At 62.1% G+C, this 16,212-nt stretch carries 15 protein-coding genes; 6 read left to right on the top strand and 9 right to left on the bottom strand.

Annotated features, from left to right (window positions below; genetic code table 11):
- The first annotated feature begins 150 nt into the window (after positions 1-150).
- Positions 151-1,347 (top strand): extracellular catalytic domain type 1 short-chain-length polyhydroxyalkanoate depolymerase, encoded by a 1,197-nt coding sequence (locus GH665_RS37690; protein ID WP_153142069.1) that lies wholly within the window; start codon positions 151-153, stop codon positions 1,345-1,347.
- A gap of 107 nt (positions 1,348-1,454) precedes the next feature.
- On the top strand, positions 1,455-1,631 hold the full coding sequence (locus tag GH665_RS37685; RefSeq protein ID WP_081833034.1) for a DUF3563 family protein: 177 nt from the start codon (positions 1,455-1,457) through the stop codon (positions 1,629-1,631).
- 153 nt (positions 1,632-1,784) lie between these two features.
- On the opposite strand, the gene GH665_RS37680 is transcribed toward GH665_RS37685, so the two are convergent.
- The 6 genes from GH665_RS37680 to GH665_RS37655 form a co-directional block, all read right to left on the bottom strand.
- The gene (locus GH665_RS37680) at positions 1,785-3,284 is read right to left on the bottom strand and encodes a cryptochrome/photolyase family protein (protein ID WP_153142068.1); all 1,500 of its coding nucleotides are present in this window, start codon (positions 3,282-3,284) and stop codon (positions 1,785-1,787) included.
- 268 nt (positions 3,285-3,552) lie between these two features.
- Entirely contained in the window at positions 3,553-3,972 is a 420-nt protein-coding gene (locus GH665_RS37675; protein WP_153142067.1) for an organic hydroperoxide resistance protein, read from the bottom strand.
- A 173-nt stretch (positions 3,973-4,145) separates the two neighbouring features.
- Positions 4,146-4,598: a MarR family winged helix-turn-helix transcriptional regulator gene (locus GH665_RS37670; protein WP_153142066.1), complete on the bottom strand. Its 453-nt coding sequence runs from the start codon at positions 4,596-4,598 to the stop codon at positions 4,146-4,148.
- A 171-nt stretch (positions 4,599-4,769) separates the two neighbouring features.
- Positions 4,770-5,576 (bottom strand): BPSS1780 family membrane protein, encoded by an 807-nt coding sequence (locus GH665_RS37665; RefSeq protein WP_153142065.1) that lies wholly within the window; start codon positions 5,574-5,576, stop codon positions 4,770-4,772.
- A complete protein-coding gene (locus GH665_RS37660; protein WP_153142064.1) occupies positions 5,567-6,562 on the bottom strand; it encodes a homoserine kinase in 996 nt (331 codons plus the stop codon). The genes GH665_RS37665 and GH665_RS37660 overlap by 10 nt, the downstream gene beginning before the upstream one ends.
- A 161-nt stretch (positions 6,563-6,723) precedes the next feature.
- The gene (locus GH665_RS37655; protein WP_028196163.1) at positions 6,724-7,119 is read right to left on the bottom strand and encodes a hypothetical protein; all 396 of its coding nucleotides are present in this window, start codon (positions 7,117-7,119) and stop codon (positions 6,724-6,726) included.
- Between the two features lie 200 nt (positions 7,120-7,319).
- On the opposite strand from GH665_RS37655, the gene GH665_RS37650 reads away from it, so the two are divergent.
- A complete protein-coding gene (locus tag GH665_RS37650) occupies positions 7,320-8,846 on the top strand; it encodes an AMP nucleosidase (RefSeq protein ID WP_153142063.1) in 1,527 nt (508 codons plus the stop codon).
- A 62-nt stretch (positions 8,847-8,908) separates the two neighbouring features.
- Here GH665_RS37650 and GH665_RS37645 read toward each other — a convergent pair whose 3' ends face one another.
- Positions 8,909-9,439, bottom strand: a complete 531-nt coding sequence (locus tag GH665_RS37645; protein ID WP_153142062.1) for a chromate transporter — start codon at positions 9,437-9,439, stop codon at positions 8,909-8,911.
- Entirely contained in the window at positions 9,436-10,005 is a 570-nt protein-coding gene (locus tag GH665_RS37640) for a chromate transporter (RefSeq protein WP_153142061.1), read from the bottom strand. Before GH665_RS37640 ends, GH665_RS37645 begins: the two co-directional genes overlap by 4 nt.
- Positions 10,006-10,102: 97 nt before the next feature.
- Between GH665_RS37640 and GH665_RS37635 the strand changes: the two genes are divergently transcribed.
- Entirely contained in the window at positions 10,103-11,020 is a 918-nt protein-coding gene (locus GH665_RS37635) for a transcriptional regulator GcvA (RefSeq protein ID WP_153142060.1), read from the top strand.
- A gap of 99 nt (positions 11,021-11,119) precedes the next feature.
- Here GH665_RS37635 and GH665_RS37630 read toward each other — a convergent pair whose 3' ends face one another.
- On the bottom strand, positions 11,120-11,863 hold the full coding sequence (locus GH665_RS37630; protein WP_153142059.1) for an LOG family protein: 744 nt from the start codon (positions 11,861-11,863) through the stop codon (positions 11,120-11,122).
- Position 11,864: 1 nt separating this feature from the next.
- On the opposite strand from GH665_RS37630, the gene polA reads away from it, so the two are divergent.
- Positions 11,865-14,606, top strand: a complete 2,742-nt coding sequence (polA, locus tag GH665_RS37625; protein ID WP_153142058.1) for a DNA polymerase I — start codon at positions 11,865-11,867, stop codon at positions 14,604-14,606.
- 189 nt (positions 14,607-14,795) lie between these two features.
- Entirely contained in the window at positions 14,796-16,145 is a 1,350-nt protein-coding gene (locus GH665_RS37620) for an NAD(P)/FAD-dependent oxidoreductase (RefSeq protein WP_046571987.1), read from the top strand.
- Positions 16,146-16,212: the final 67 nt, after the last annotated feature.

Genomic DNA, 16,212 nt, shown 5'->3' with positions numbered 1-16,212 from the left:
GTTGCAGCAAGGTTCGCCGGGCGGAAAAATCGGTGCTCGACAGCGGTTCTGACCGCCAGCATCGCATGAGGATTGGTGTTATTGTGCATTGCACAACAAAGCGTCGTTCTATCGAACGGCACCTGTCCCTTTTTGCGAGGTTACCCGCCGATGGCAAAAAGTCTATCGAAAATCTGGCTGCGCGGTCTCAAGCGGCTGCTCGCTATTCAAACCGAGCACGCCCACGCAACGACCAAGCGCGCTACCGCACGGCCAACCCGCGCCGCCACCAGCAAGCCATCCGCTAAGGTTCGTCCTGCCAAGCCGGTGGCTGCGCTGCGTGCATCCGCGAAACGCGAAGCGCCGCGCACCGCCCCGCGGGAGTCGCGGGTTCGCCCGCGTGCTTCGGCATGGGCGAGCGGCGCGTGGACGCGCTCGTTTCATTCGGCGCCCGCCGCGCCTGGGCGGCTCGTCAACCATCTTCAGTACGGTTTGTATATCCCGTCCGGCCATGCGCACGAGTCCATGCCGCTGGTCGTGATGCTGCACGGCTGCACCCAGTCGATCGACGAATTCGCGGAAGGCACGCGGATGAACGTGCTGGCGGACCGCTTCGGCTTTGCCGTGGTTTATCCGGAACAGTCGAAGCACGTGCATGCGCATCGCTGCTGGCATTGGTACGACGCCGGCGATAGCGCCGGCGGTGCCGAGGCGCGTGCGGTCGTCTCGCTGGTGGATTCGCTGGTTGCCCAGCATGGCTTCGATAGCGAGCGCGTGTATGTTGCCGGGATCTCCGCGGGCGCCGGCCTGGCAGCGCTTCTGGCCGTCAATTATCCGGAGCATTTCGCTGCGGTCGCGCTGCATTCCGGCCCCGCTTTCGGGGAGGCGCGCTCGGGTATTTCGGCGATGGACGTGATGCGGCGCGGCGCGCGCCGTGAGCCGGCCGAACTGGTCGACGAACTCGTCAATGTCGCTGAGTATCCCGGCATGCCGGCCATCATTCTCCACGGCGACACCGACCATGTAGTCGCACCAGTCAATGCGGAGCAACTGGCGGTGCAGTTTCTTCGTCTGAACCGGATCGTCGACGAGAAAGGCGCGCGCAAAGCCGGCGAAGTCAAGGAAGAGCGCAAAGGGGGCGTGGTGATGCGCGACTATTTGCGCGGCGGTCGGCGTGTGGTACGGCTGTGCCGTGTGCAAGGGCTCGCGCACGCATGGAGCGGTGGCGACGATGCCGTACCGTTCCATTCCGCCAAAGGTCCGGACGCGAGCGCCATGGTGTGGGAATTCTTCAGGCATCAGCGTCGCACAGGGACTGGCCGTATCGCTGAAAGCACCGCCACAGAAGCTTCGGCCGACGCGCGGTGAGGTTTGAGCAACACTTCGAAATGAGTATTGGCGCGTTCCTAGGGTTTTCCCTATAATACGGGTTATCCCTTAGGCGTTAACGCCTAAATTCATTGTCGAGGTTGACCATGTATCTGCTTAGCCGCCTGTTTCTGTTTCTGACCAAATCGCCCGATCAACTCGCGAAAGAACGCGCTGACGCCTTCCTCGCAGAAGCAACCGATCTGTACGATCTGGAATTCCGTATGCGCAAGCTGGACCGTGAGGCGACCACCCGTCATCCGTCGTGGATGAGCCAGCACTAAGCTGCGCGGGTTTGAGCATCGGTGTGTAGTGAAGAACGCCGGTGTTTGGGGGCAGGCGCCCCAACTGTCGAGTCGTTAGAAGCGTAGCGACAGCAAAAACGCCTCGCTCAGTCTCCTCCAGACATTTCCGGGCAAACCAATGTGAGCGGGCACTTACTTGCCGAAACGGGCAAGTGTACGTTGCCGCGCCTCAGCATGATCGACGATCGGTGCAGGATAATCCTTGCCCAATATCACGCCGAACTCCGCTAGCCGTTCCGCACCTGCCAGCCACGGCGCGTGAATCCATTTGGCCGGGAGTTTCGCGAGCTGGGGCAAGTAGCGCTTGATAAAGCGGCCATCCGTGTCGAATTTTTCGGACTGCGTGATCGGGTTGAAAATCCGGAAATACGGTTGCGCATCGCATCCCGTCGATGCCGCCCATTGCCAGCCGCCGTTGTTCGCTGCGAAATCGAAGTCGTTCAATTGTTCGGCGAAATAGCGCTCGCCGAGTCGCCAGTCGACGCCCAGATCCTTTACTAGAAAACTCGCCGTCACCATTCGCAGGCGGTTGTGCATGTACCCCGTGCGGTTCAGTTGCAGCATCGCGGCGTCGACTAACGGATAGCCGGTACGGCCGTCGCACCATGCGGCATACGCTTCGTCCGCTGCCGGGCCTTGCTCCCAGCGCAGCCGCTCGTACTCTTCCTTGAACGATGCGCCAGCCGCCAGCTTCGGATGATGCGCGAGGATCATGAAGTAAAAATCCCGCCAGATCAGTTCCGAAAGCCATGTGGCTGAGCCTTGCCCGTCGGGCTGCAGTGAGCTTTCGTGCGCGAAACGCGCGAGCGTGCGGATCGAGACCGTACCGAAACGCAGAGGCATCGACAGGTAGCTTGGTCCTTTGACGGCGGGAAAGTCGCGCCGGTCCTGATAGCTGTCGATGCGGGTCATGAAGTCGTCGAGCAGACGTTGCGCGCCGCTCATCCCGGTGGGCAAGCTGAGTTCCGCGAGATTGCTCGGTGCAAAGCCGAGTTGATCGAGCGTCGGCAACGCGCGGTCCAGCCTCGGCGGTAGCGCGGCCAGATGGTTCGAGTAGCTTTCCACCGGATACGGCTTCAAATCGAAGGCCGTCAGTTGCTTGAGCCATGCGTTCTTGTACGGTGTGAACACCGTGAACGGTCTGTTCTGGCCCGTTAGCACCTCCTCACGCTCAAAAATCACCTGATCCTTGAACGTCAGCCATTGCCGTCCAGCTTCGGCGAGCCGCCCCCGCACCGTTTCATCACGCTCGATCGCGACCGGTTCGTAATCGTGATTCGCGAATACCGCGTCGACCTCGAGTTCGCCGGCAAGCCTGGGCACGAGATCGGCCGGATCGCCGTACAGCACAATGAGGCCGCCGCCCTTGGCGCGCAGCGCGTCGTCCAGTTCGCCCAATGCAGCAAGGATGAACTCGATGCGGCGGTCCTGCGCTTGCGCGCCCGCATGACGGGTTTGCCAGGCGTCGATCAGCGGTTGCAGGATTGTCGTGTCGAATACGAACACGCACCACACGCGCTCGCAATGCTTGAGCGCGTAGTAGAGCGCGGCGTTGTCCGTGTTGCGCAGGTCACGGCGAAACCAGACCAGACCGGTATCGAAGGTATTGCTCAGATGTCGGACGCGTGTCATCGGAATGGTGGACAGGGTGAATGGCTGGGGATCGAGTATCGGCATGCGCAATGACGAATTGCCAGGCGGCGATATTACGGACCCGGGCAATTATCCATAGGATCGGCGATGGTAAGTGATCGCCAACTCCCATAACGCACTTTACGTGCCGCATCCATAAGACGGCGCAGCGCCCGGCCCCGTTTTACCGGGTGCGGGCGCTGTTCAGCGTGGCGCGCTTTCGCCGTGCGCTGTCAACTACTCATCAACGAGCCGTTCAGGCCGCGGCTTACGCGACTTGCAGGCGCACGGCCACGTTGTTGCGCGTGGCATTCGAGTACGGGCAGACTTGATGCGCTGCGTCGACCAGTTCCTTGGCCGCGTCAGCAGCGAGGCCCGGCAACGAGACGCGCAGATCGATGTCAAGCGCGAAACCGCCTTTGTCGTTCGGGCCGATTCCCACTTCTGCCGTAACTTGCGTGTCAGCCGGCAAAGCCTGCTTGCGCTGGCCGGCAACGAATTTCATCGCGCTCAGGAAACATGCCGAATAGCCGGCTGCAAAGAGTTGTTCCGGGTTGGTGCCCGCGGCGCCCGTGCCGCCCAGTTCACGCGGTGCCGCCAGTTTCACGTCCAACGCATTGTCCGACGACACTGCACGGCCATCACGTCCACCGGTGCTCGTTGCGCTTGCCTTGTACAGGATGTTCATGGTGCTGCTCCTCAATCTGGGTTGTCAGGGTCTGCTTGCTTGCCGCTGTGTGCTTGCCAGCCGTTCTGGCGGAGTGCTATCGAAGCGGCATGTGATAAAGATAGTACACAAATCATTTGCGTGCAAATTAATTTTTGCATCGTAGCGATAGCATGCTTTTTCCAGCAGGCCGGCTAGTGGTCCATGTAATCGTTGAGCGTAGTGCGCAAACGTGTCAGATCGTCGCGCAGGCGGAGCAGGAATTCCGGTGACTGCTGGGTCGCGCAGAAGATTTCCGCCGGCACTTCGCGTGCCTGACGCTTCAGTGCGGTGCCCGTTTTGGTGAGCCGGATATAGACGAGCCGCTCATCCTCGACTCCGCGCACCCGTTCCAGGTAGCCCTGGGCTTCGAGACGTTTCAGCAGCGGTGTGACCGTTGCCGAGTCGAGATTCAATCGGGCGGCGAGGTCCTTGACCGTAACGTCGTCGGCTTCCCAGAGCGCCAGCATTGCCAGATATTGCGGATAGGTGAGGCTGAGCTTGTCGAGCAGCGGCTTGTACGCTTTCGTCATTGCCAGCGAGGTTGAATAGAGAGCGAAACAGAGTTGCTCGTCTAGCGTGAAGGGCAAGGCAGGGCGCTGGGTCATGTTGCATCTCGCATGAAAAGAGCGTGCAAATCGATTGCGCGCAAACTATTGTGCCGCAAATCGACGCAAGTTGACGAGTACGGCGGGGATTCAGTGGAGCGGCGGGCGGCGCGCTTGAGGACAGGAGGACGAGGGAGGGCGTCGGAAAAACGCCCGCCCCTCAAAAGGCAATCAAGCCGCCGGAGTGGTCGGCAGGTCTGGTGCTTCGGGCGTTTGCACACCAAAGCAGCCGCGATAGGTCGCGTAGAACGAGCAGTACAGCATGGTCGTGACGATCATCGTAGCGGGCATCAGGATCGCGAACGCGAAGTCGCCTGCGCCTAGCGCCTGCATCAACGCGGTCAGGCCGAACGAGACCGTGGTTGCTACGGCGAACCACAGTGCGCCGAACACAATGAACGCACCACGATTGCGCCAGCAACTGACAACGCTGAAGAACATCGCCTTGACGGGTGGTACGTCGTGCCACGCGGTAAGAATCGGTGAGAACCAGAAAATCATCGCTACGGGTACGTAGAACGCGAACGCAGTGAGCACCGCCAGTGGAATATTGCTGTTGGCGACCACGTCCTGATCCACCGTGGCCATGCCGAGCATGACCTTCAGCAGCATGCCGCCGTCGGCAAGTGCCGAGCCGGCCAGCACCAGCGCCATTGCGACGACGTACAGCACGCCCAGCAGCAGCAGGCGCTTGGCGACCCCCGGGCCATACGAGTGAAAACCGTCCACCAGAATGGTCGGGAACACCGGCTTGCCCGCGATGGTGTTGCGGCACGCCGCCATGAAGCCGACCGCGACGCCCGGAATGAAGACGAGCGGCAATACGCCGCCGATCACCGGAATCTGCGCGGCGAGCGTCATGACCAGCAGATAGGTGAAGAACAGCGTCAGAAACGCGAGCGGGTTCTTGCGGAACAGCCAGATACCCTGCCGGAACCAGACATAGCCGGTTTTCGCGGGGACTTCGATCAGTTGCATGAGGTATGAATGCCTGGAAGAGCAGCGCCGGTCAGGCGTTCGCGCAGGATGCGCTCGAAATGGCCGGGGTCGTGCGGTTTGAGCATCTCGGCCGCGCGCGGCAAATGAAAATCATACAGGCGCGAGACCCAGAAGCGGTAGGCGCCCGCGCGCAGCATATCGCCCCAATGGCGGTTTTCTTCGGCGGTGAACGGGCGCACGGTTTGGTAAGCGCGCAGCAGGGCCTCGGTGCGCGCCTCGTCGAGCTTGCCGGTGGCGAGGTCGACGCACCAGTCGTTGACCGTGACCGCGACGTCGAACAGCCACTTGTCGCAGCCGGCGAAATAGAAGTCGAAGAAGCCGCCCAGGCGCACCTCGTGGCCGCTTTCCGGCGCCGCATGCGCGAACAGCGCGTTATCGCGGAACAGGTCGGCGTGACAGGGACCTTCGGGCAAGCTGGCGTAATCCGCCGACGCGAAGAACGCCTCCTGATGCGCCAGTTCGGACGACAGCAAGTCGCGCTGCGCGCCCTCGAGGAACGGCAGGATGGTCGGCACGGTTTCCTGCCACCACGGCAGGCTGCGCAGATTCGGCTGATAGCGTGCGTAATCGCGTCCCGCCAGGTGCATGCGTGCAAGCATTTGCCCGACTTCGACGCAGTGTTCGACTTGCGGCGCCATCTCCGGCGCGCCTTCGAGTTTGGTCACGATGGCTGCGGGCTTGCCATGCAATGTGCCGAACAGCGCGCCATCTTCGCGCGGCATGGGGTCCGGCACCGGCACGCGGTGCGCGGCCAGATGCCGCATCAGATCGAGATAGAACGGCAGTTGCCCGGCCGTCAGCTTCTCGAAAATGGTGAGGACGTATTCGCCGCGCGTCGTAGTCAGAAAGAAGTTGCTGTTCTCAATACCGGACGGGATGCCGCGAAACTCGACGACTTCGCCGAGATCGTAGTGACGCATCCATTCTGCTAGTTGGGGTTCGGTGACAGCGGTGAAGACAGCCATGCGGGAAACGTCGAGTCAGGTTAGTCGGGCTGGCGCGATGCGGCCAGTGCGAGGTGTGAGGTGCTGAAAATCGGCAAGCAGGCTGAAAGCCCGGGGCGACGCCCGCGGGCCGCACAGATCCAGGGGGGCGGCTTACGCCGGGCCGCCCACCCGGGCAACTATCAATAAGTCAGGTTCACCGACGGCAAGCGCGTGCTGGCGCGGCCGTTGTCGCGCACGGTAGGCGACGAGTCGAGCGGCGCGCTCATCTGATAGCGCGTGCCGAGATTCGAATGCACGTTGATTTCGACGGGTTTGCCCTTGTCGCGGTATTCGGTGATTTCGGTGCCGTTAGCGCTGCGTTCGTAGAAGCTCGGCGTGCGCGGGACGTTGATTTCGACCTTCGAGCTGACCTCGGCGGCCGGACGATTGATCTTCGCCAGGTCAGGCAGACCGGCCCGTTCATTGGCGGACTGGGGCGTACCGGGAGGCGGAGTGTCATCGACAGGCTGGGCAGCCATCGCGGCGTTGCCAAAGGCGAGGGCCAGTGCAACGGCGACGGGAAGGAACGGCTTCATGGTGATTCTCCAATATGGTGCCCCGATTCTAGCAAATCCAGCCTTGCCCCCGGGCGCGATCACCTTATTTTGCGCCGCTTTCGCGCGGCGTGCGCGCAATCTTGCGGTCGCCGCGGCGGCAGTTACGGTAGGTGCCGCGAGGTCATTTGGCGATCACGGGTTCCGTGGTAATGTCATCTCATCAATCGAGGTGAATGAAGATGAACAACGATACCAATCAACGCGCGGTGCAGACTCCCGCCAACAGCTTCCCAACCGAATCCTTTGACGACGCGACCGAGGCCGTCACGCGCCTGTCGGCGATCTACGAAGCGAACACCTCGTTCCTGCGCGACGTCTTCGCGCGCTATCGCCGCAACGAACTGTTCGAACGCCGCGTGCGGGCCTGCTACCCGTTCGTCAGGGTACGCACCGAAGTCAACACGCATATAGACTCGCGCCGCTCGTATGGGTTCGTCGCGGGTCCGGGTGTGTTCGAGACGACTGTCACCCGGCCCGATCTGTTCGGCAATTACTATCGCGAGCAATTGCGCCTGCTGGCGAAGAACCATCACGTGAAGATCGAAGTCGGCGTGTCCGATCAGCCGATTCCGATTCACTTTGCCTTTTCCGAAGGCATCCATCTCGAGGGCGATCTGGATCGCGAACGCCTGTTCCTGATGCGCGATGTATTCGATACGCCGGACCTCGCGCTGCTCGACGACCGCATCGTCAACGGCACGTATGAACCTCTGCCGGGCGAGCCGCATCCGCTAGCGCTATTCACGGCGGCGCGGGTGGATTTCTCGCTGCATCGGCTGAAGCATTACACGGCGACTTCGCCCACGCATTTCCAGAATTACGTGCTGTACACGAACTACCAGTTCTATATCGACGAGTTCGTCAAACTCGGCCGCACGATGATGGCGCATACCGACGACGAAGAGTTGCGCGCTTATCGCAGCGAATACACCTCGTTCGTCGAGCCGGGCGACGTGATCACGTACAACGAGAATCTCGGCGAGCAGGCGCAGGAAGGCACGGCGCCGCCGCGTCTGCCGCAGATGCCCGCGTATCACCTGAAGCGGGCCGATGGCAGCGGCATCACGATGGTCAACATCGGCGTCGGGCCGTCGAACGCGAAGACGATCACGGACCACATCGCCGTGCTGCGCCCGCATGCGTGGGTCATGCTCGGCCATTGCGCGGGTCTGCGCAATACGCAGCGGTTGGGCGACTACGTGCTGGCGCACGGTTATGTGCGCGAGGATCACGTGCTCGACGACGATTTGCCGCTGTGGGTGCCGATTCCCGCCCTGGCCGAAGTGCAGGTGGCGTTGGAGCGTGCGGTCGCGCAGGTCACGCAACTGGATGGCGTCGAATTGAAGCGTGTGATGCGCACGGGCACGGTGGCGAGCGTGGATAACCGCAACTGGGAGTTGCGCGATCATCGTGAACCGGTGCAGCGGCTGTCGCAAAGCCGCGCGGTCGCGCTCGATATGGAAAGTGCGACGATCGCCGCGAACGGATTCCGTTTCCGCGTGCCTTACGGCACCTTGCTATGCGTGTCGGACAAACCTTTGCATGGCGAATTGAAACTGCCGGGCATGGCGGATCAGTTCTATCGCGCACAAGTCGATCAGCATCTGCAGATCGGTGTGAAGGCGATGGAGTTGTTGCGGATGAATGGCCTGCATCGCTTGCATAGCCGGAAGTTGCGCAGCTTTGCGGAAGTGGCGTTTCAGTAAGCGCCGGTAAGGGACGATGAGGCCAGGGCGAGCATCTGCTCCGCTCGCCCTGGTCTCAAGACTCAAAACTGCCCAAACCCCGTCAGCCCGATCAAACTCCCCGCCGCCAGCAGCCACAGCGGATGAATCCGCGTTTTCAGCGCCAGCACAGCGGTAAAAGCGCAGATTGCCCACGCAATCGCCGTCGGGTTCGACGCCTCGGCGATCAGCGCGGCGCTCGCCGCGACGATGCCAGCCGTCACCGGCACCAGACCCATTTGCGCGTAACGTCGCCACGGGCGGTCCTTGAATCGATCCCACGCATGCAGCGCGAGAATCGTGACGAGCGACGATGGCCCGAACTTCGCCACCGAAGTCACCAGCATGCCCGCCCAACCCGCCACATGCCAGCCGATCAGCGTGACGATCATGAGATTCGGCCCCGGCGCCGCTTGCGCGAGCGCGAACAGCGCGCTGAACTCGCTGGCCGGCATCCAGTGATGCACATCCACCACCTGACGCTGCATCTCCGGAAGAATCGTATTGCCGCCGCCGAACGCCAGCAACGAAAGCTGGCTGAAAATGATGGCAAGCGAAATGAGCGTGTCGTTCATCGTGCGGCCCTCGATGCGATGTAGATGCTAAGCGGCGTGAGCACCAGCATCGTAGGCAGAAGCGGCAGACGCATGATGGCAATCGCGATGAATCCGAGCGCCGCGATAAGCGCGGCCATGGGTTTATTCCGCAGTGGCAGCAGGATCTTCACGGCCATCGAGATCAGCAGGCCGGACGCCGCCGCCGCGAGACCGGCAAACAGGTGGCGAACGTGCGGGTCGTTTTGCGTGTGTTCGTACAGCACGCCAAGGCCGATTACCACTAGCGACGGCCCCGCGATCAAGCCGAGCAAACCCGCCAGCGCCCCCGGCACGCCGCGAAAGCGCATCCCGATCGCCACTGAAAGATTGATGACGTTGCCGCCCGGCAAGAATTGGCATAAACCGAGCAAATCGGTGAATTCCGCGCCGGTCAGCCAGCGCCGTTGCTCGACCAAGGCGCGCCGCGCGAGCGGCAGCGCACCGCCAAACGAGATCAGCCCGAGGCCGAGAAAGCCGCCAAAGATCTCCCGCAATGTGGGCGTGGGCGCGAGATCCATCTCGGCCGAGGTGAGTTCATGATCCATTTCGCTACGCTTCCAGTTCAAGCTCAGGAGATTAGCGCCGAACCGGTTCCGGGCAAAACGATTTTTGAGCGCGCCTTTGTGATCTAGAATCACAAGCATGGCCCGTAATCTCCCTCCTTTTCCGGCGCTCCGCGCGTTCGAAGCCGCGGCGCGGCATGAAAGCTTCACTGCCGCGGCGAACGAATTGCATGTGACGCACGGTGCAATTAGCCGGCAGGTTGCTGCTTTCGAAACCTGGCTCGGCGTGCAGGTGTTCCATCGCCGCGGCAAACGCGTGCGTCTGACCGACGACGGTCGCCGCTATCTGGCCACCGTCCAGGCCGCGTTCGACAGCATCGCGCTCGCTACCGACCAACTGCGCGATACGGGCGTCGTTCACGTTTTAAGGGTGAATGCGTTGCCGACTTTCGCAATGAAATGGCTGCTGCCACGGCTCCATCAGTTCCAGCGCAAGGTGCCGAATGTGGAACTGCGCTTGTCGACCTCAAACGCCCCGGTCGAAACCCTGGATAGCTTCGACGTCGCGGTGCGGCGCGGTCCGGCGCATTGGGCGAACTGCGTAAGCGGTCATTTCCTGGGTGAGAGCGAGATTCCGGTGTGCAGCCCCGCGCTCCTGCAACGCTCGCCGATCGGCGTAGCCGACGATCTTGCGAGGCACGTGCTGCTGCACTCGGACACGCGGCCCGATGCGTGGGGTATCTGGTTATCGGCAGCAGGCGTCACGGCGAAATGCCGGAAGAAGCAGTCGTTCGATCACTTCTATCTGGCTTTGCAGGCTGCGGTGGATGGCCTCGGCGTGGCGCTCGGTCCATTGCCTTTGCTGGCGGATGAGCTGGCATCGGGACGGCTTGTCGTGCCGTTGGCCGGCCCACGTATCGATGCACGCGGCTATTGGTGGGTGGCGAGGCGGGAAGTCGCGCAGGCGCCGCTCGTGGCGCAGTTCTGCGAATGGCTGCAAGCGCAGGGGGATCAGACCGATATGGCGGAAGCGAGCGACCTGGAGGCCGCCCGCTAGGACCTGCGTGGGCTGCTCGACGCACCTGGAGCAGCCCGCGGCCGGTCCGCACGCGCATTTGATGCACCTACTTCGCGCACGGAGCGCGAAGATCCGGCATCACAGATAGAACATCCGGTCTTCATCCGACTTGGCCGGATGCGGTTCGGCTTCTTCGCGATCTTCGTAGAACTTCAGCACCGCTTCGAGCACCTGATCCGGATCGTCGATCACCTGCATCAAGTCCATGTCCGCCGGATTGATCAGGCCCATCGGCGTGAGCGAGTTCCTGAACCACGCAAGCAGGCCTTCCCAGAACTCGCCGCCCACCAGAATGATCGGCACGTGGCGCGACTTCTTGGTTTGAATCAGCGTGAGAACTTCGGCGAGCTCGTCCAGCGTGCCGAAGCCGCCCGGCATGACGATCACCGCATCCGAGTTCTTCACGAACGTGACTTTGCGCGTGAAGAAATGGCGGAAACGCAGCGAAATGTCCTGCCACTGATTGCCCGATTGCTCGTGCGGCAGTTCAATGTTCAGGCCGACCGACGGGGCCTTGCCGGCATGCGCGCCCTTGTTGGCCGCTTCCATGATGCCGGGGCCGCCGCCCGAGATGACCGCGAAGCCGGCGTCCGACAGTTTGCGCGCAATTTGCGTGGCGAGTTTGTAATAGGGCGAGTTCGGTTTCAGGCGCGCTGAACCGTAGATGCTGACAGCCGGGCGAATCTCCGAGAGGTACTCGGTCGCCTCGATAAACTCTGCCATAATCGTGAACATCTGCCACGATGCGCGGGCCTTCTTAGCCGTAGCGCGCTCTTGATCTGCGAGTGATCGCAGACTCGGAATCACTTTTCTCTTAGTCATAATGCCTGAAGAACGAAGCCTTGAAGGTAAGACCCTGCTATTGGTCGACGGTTCGAGTTATCTGTACCGGGCCTACCATGCGATGCCTGATCTGCGCGGACCCGAAGGTGGTCCGACGGGGGCGCTCTATGGAATGATCAACATGCTGCGGCGCATGCGCAAGGAAGTCACCGCAGAGTATAGCGCGTGCGTGTTCGACGCCAAGGGCAAAACGTTCCGCGACGACTGGTATGCCGACTATAAGGCGAACCGCCCGTCGATGCCGGAAGATCTCGCTCGCCAGATCGAGCCGATTCACGTCGCCGTGCGCGCGCTCGGCTGGCCGCTGCTGATGATCGAAGGCGTCGAAGCGGACGACGTGATCGGCACGCTCAGCACCGCAGCCGAAAAACGCGGCATGAATGTGATCGTGTCGACTGGGGACAAGGATCTGGCGCAGCTCGTGTCGGATCATGTCACCCTCATCAATACGATGACGAACGAGAAGCTCGACCGCGAAGGCGTGATCGCCAAATTCGGCGTGCCGCCGGAACGCATCATCGACTACCTGTCGTTGATCGGCGATACCGTCGACAACGTGCCAGGCGTCGAGAAATGCGGCCCGAAAACGGCCATCAAATGGCTCACGCAGTACGAGACACTCGACGGCATCGTCGCACATGCGGACGAAATCAAAGGTGCGGTAGGAGACAATCTGCGACGTGCACTCGATTTTCTGCCGATGGCGAAGAAACTCGTCACCGTCGAGCGGCAATGCGATCTGACCGGCCACATCGTGTCGATCGAAGAGAGCCTGCAAAGCCGGCCGGAATCGCGCGAGGAACTGCGCGACGTGTTCACGCGCAACGGTTTCAAGACCTGGCTGCGCGAAGTGGAAGTCGCCGAGGCTGTGGAAGGGCCCGAGACCGACGTGCCGCCGGCGCTCACCGTGGATCACGAACGTCACTACGACACCGTGCAGAGCTGGGAGCAGTTCGACGCGTGGCTTGAGAAAATCAACGCCGCCGAATTGACGGCGTTCGATACCGAAACCACCTCGCTCGATCCGATGACCGCGCAAATCGTGGGCTTGTCGTTGTCGGTCGAAGCTGGCCGCGCGGCTTATGTACCGCTCGCGCACCGCGGCCCGGACGCGCCCGTGCAACTGCCGCGCGACGAAGTGCTGGCGAAGCTCAAGCCGTGGCTGGAAAGCGCTGAGCACAAGAAAGTCGGCCAGCACATGAAGTACGACGAGCAGGTGCTGGCGAACTACGGCATCGAAATGCGCGGCGTCGAACACGACACGCTGCTGGAGTCGTACGTGCTCGAATCGCACCGCACACACGACATGGACAGCCTCGCGCTGCGCCATCTCGGCATCAAGACGATCAAGTACGAAGAGGTCGCGGGCAAGGGTGCGTCGCAAATCGGCTTCGACGAAGTCGCGTTGGAACAGGCCGCCGAATACGCAGCGGAAGACGCCGACATCACCTTGCGTCTGCATCAGGCTTTGTATCCGCAGGTGGCCGCGGAGAAAACGCTCGACTACGTATATCGCGATATCGAAGTACCCACCTCGCGTGTCTTGCGCAAGATGGAGCGCACCGGCGTGCTGATCGACGCCGAAAAACTGCGCGCGCAAAGCAGCGAAATCGCCACGCGTCTGATTCAACTGGAAAGCGAGGCGTACGTGCTGGCCGGCGGCGAATTCAATCTGGGTTCACCCAAGCAGATCGGCCAGATCTTCTTTGAGAAGCTCGAATTGCCGGTGGTCAAAAAGACCCCGAGCGGCGCGCCGTCCACCGACGAAGAAGTGCTGCAAAAACTCGCTGAAGACTATCCGCTGCCGAAGATCCTGCTCGAACACCGCGGCCTGTCGAAGCTGAAATCGACCTACACCGACAAGCTGCCGCGCATGGTCAACGCCACCACCGGCCGTGTGCATACGAACTATGCGCAGGCGGTGGCGGTCACGGGCCGGCTGGCGTCGAACGATCCGAACCTGCAGAACATTCCCGTGCGCACCGCCGAAGGGCGCCGGATTCGCGAGGCGTTCATTGCGCCGCCGGGCCATAAGCTCGTCTCCGCCGATTATTCGCAGATCGAATTGCGCATCATGGCGCACATTTCCGGCGACGAATCGTTGCTGCGTGCGTTCTCGCAGGGCGAAGACATTCACCGTGCCACCGCGGCGGAAATTTTCAGCGTGACGCCGCTCGAAGTGTCGAGCGATCAGCGGCGTGTCGCGAAGGTCATCAACTTCGGCCTGATCTACGGCATGAGCGCGTTCGGTCTTGCCGCGAACCTCGGCATTACGCGCGACGCGGCCAAGCTGTATATCGACCGCTACTTCGCGCGTTATCCGGGCGTCGCGCGGTATATGGACGAAACCCGTCTGAGCGCGAAGTCCAAGGGCTACGTGGAGACGGCTTTCGGCCGCCGCTTGTGGCTGCCCGAGATCAATGGCGGCAATGGTCCGCGCCGTCAGGCCGCGGAGCGCGCGGCCATTAACGCGCCGATGCAGGGCACCGCCGCCGATCTGATCAAGCTCTCGATGATCGCGGTGCAGAACTGGATCGAAGAGTCGAAAGTCGGTACGCGCATGATCATGCAGGTGCACGACGAACTGATTCTCGAAGTGCCGGACGCGGAATTGTCCGATGTACGTAAGCGTTTGCCGGAACTGATGTGCGGTGTCGCCGCGCTGAAAGTGCCGCTGGTCGCCGAAGTGGGCGCCGGTCTGAACTGGGAGGAAGCGCATTGACGTGCATGTGACGGGGCGCCTGAAAGGCGATAACGTCGTGCACATGTCACATATGCGTATTGATAGCTTGTGACAACCCGTGCCGCTCGCGGACAATCGGTCAAGACAGGCGGCGCGCCCTTGAAGCCTGGGTGAGGCTTGAGGCGCGCCGTCGCGACGCATAACCCATCGGCAAATACGGAGAGTTCAATGCATCGTTTTATCGTCGTTGGCGGAGGCGCGGGGGGGCTGGAACTGGCGACGCGCTTAGGCGACCGCTATGCGCCCCACAAGAACAAAGGCGGCGTGCGCGCGCAAGTGACGCTCGTCGACCGCAATCCAACCCATATCTGGAAGCCGCTGCTGCATGAAGTGGCAGCCGGCAGCATGGACCCGTTCACCCAGGAGCTCGAATATGCGGCGCAAGCGCGCTGGCACGGCTTCGAGTTTCAGCAGGGTGATCTGACGGGTCTGGACCGTGCGAACAAACGTCTGACGCTCGGCACCGTGCTCGACGACGACGGCGCCGAACTGCTGCCCGCACGCGAACTCGAATACGACACGCTGATCATCGCGATCGGCAGCACTACGGCGTTCTTCGGCGTGAAGGGCGCGCCCGAGTTCTCGCTCGCGCTCGATACGGTCGCCCAGGCGGAGCGCTTTCGCAAGCGCCTGATCGCGGCCTGCATGCGCGCGGAGCATCAGGCGCATGAACCCGTTGAATCGACCCCGGGCACGGCGGTTTCTTCCGAGCCGCGCATCCAGGTGGCGATCGTCGGCGGCGGCGCGACGGGCGTCGAACTCTCGGCTGAGTTGCGCAATACGGCCCAGGTGCTGTCCGCTTACGGCTTGCATAAGCTCGATCCGCGGCACGACGTCGGCATTGTGCTGATCGAGGCGGGGCCGCGCATTTTGCCGGCTTTGCAGGAGCGTGTATCGACCGCCACCGCCGAATTGCTTACCAAGCTCGGCGTGAAGCTGATGATCGGCGAGACCGTGGCGGAAGTTGCGCCCGGCATGATCCGCACGGCGAGCGGTAAGACCGTGCGCGCCGATCTGACGGTGTGGGCGGCGGGCATCAAGGCACCGGCCATCCTGAGCGAACTCGACGGCCTGCCGGTCAATCGTCTGGGGCAACTCATCGTGCGCCGTACGCTGCAAACCGAAATCGACGACAACATCTTTGCGCTTGGCGATTGCGCGGCTTGCCCATGGCCGGGCAACGAGCGCAACGTGCCGCCGCGTGCGCAAGCGGCTCACCAGCAGGCAAGCTTCCTGATGAAAGCGCTGGCGGCCCGGCTCGAGAACAAACCGCTGCCGGAGTTCACCTACCGCGACTTCGGCTCGCTGGTGTCGCTCGGGCATTTCAGCGCGGTCGGCAATCTGATGGGCGGCGTGATCGGCGGCAATATGCTGATCGAAGGGCTGTTTGCGCGCTTCATGTACATGTCGCTGTACCGGCTGCATATCGCGGCGCTGCATGGCTACGCGCGGATGGTGCTCGATACCTTCGCGCACTGGCTGCGGCGCACCACGCTGCCGCGGGTCAAGCTGCACTGAAGGCTAAACGCTGAACGCGCTGGGAAAGGATGCATCTGCAACAGGATGCGGGTGAAGCGTATCCTGT

It is taken from the genome of Paraburkholderia agricolaris (assembly GCF_009455635.1).
Classification (GTDB): domain Bacteria; phylum Pseudomonadota; class Gammaproteobacteria; order Burkholderiales; family Burkholderiaceae; genus Paraburkholderia; species Paraburkholderia agricolaris.
Note: the sequence above shows the minus strand (reverse complement) of the source record. Positions and strands in the feature narration are given on the sequence as shown.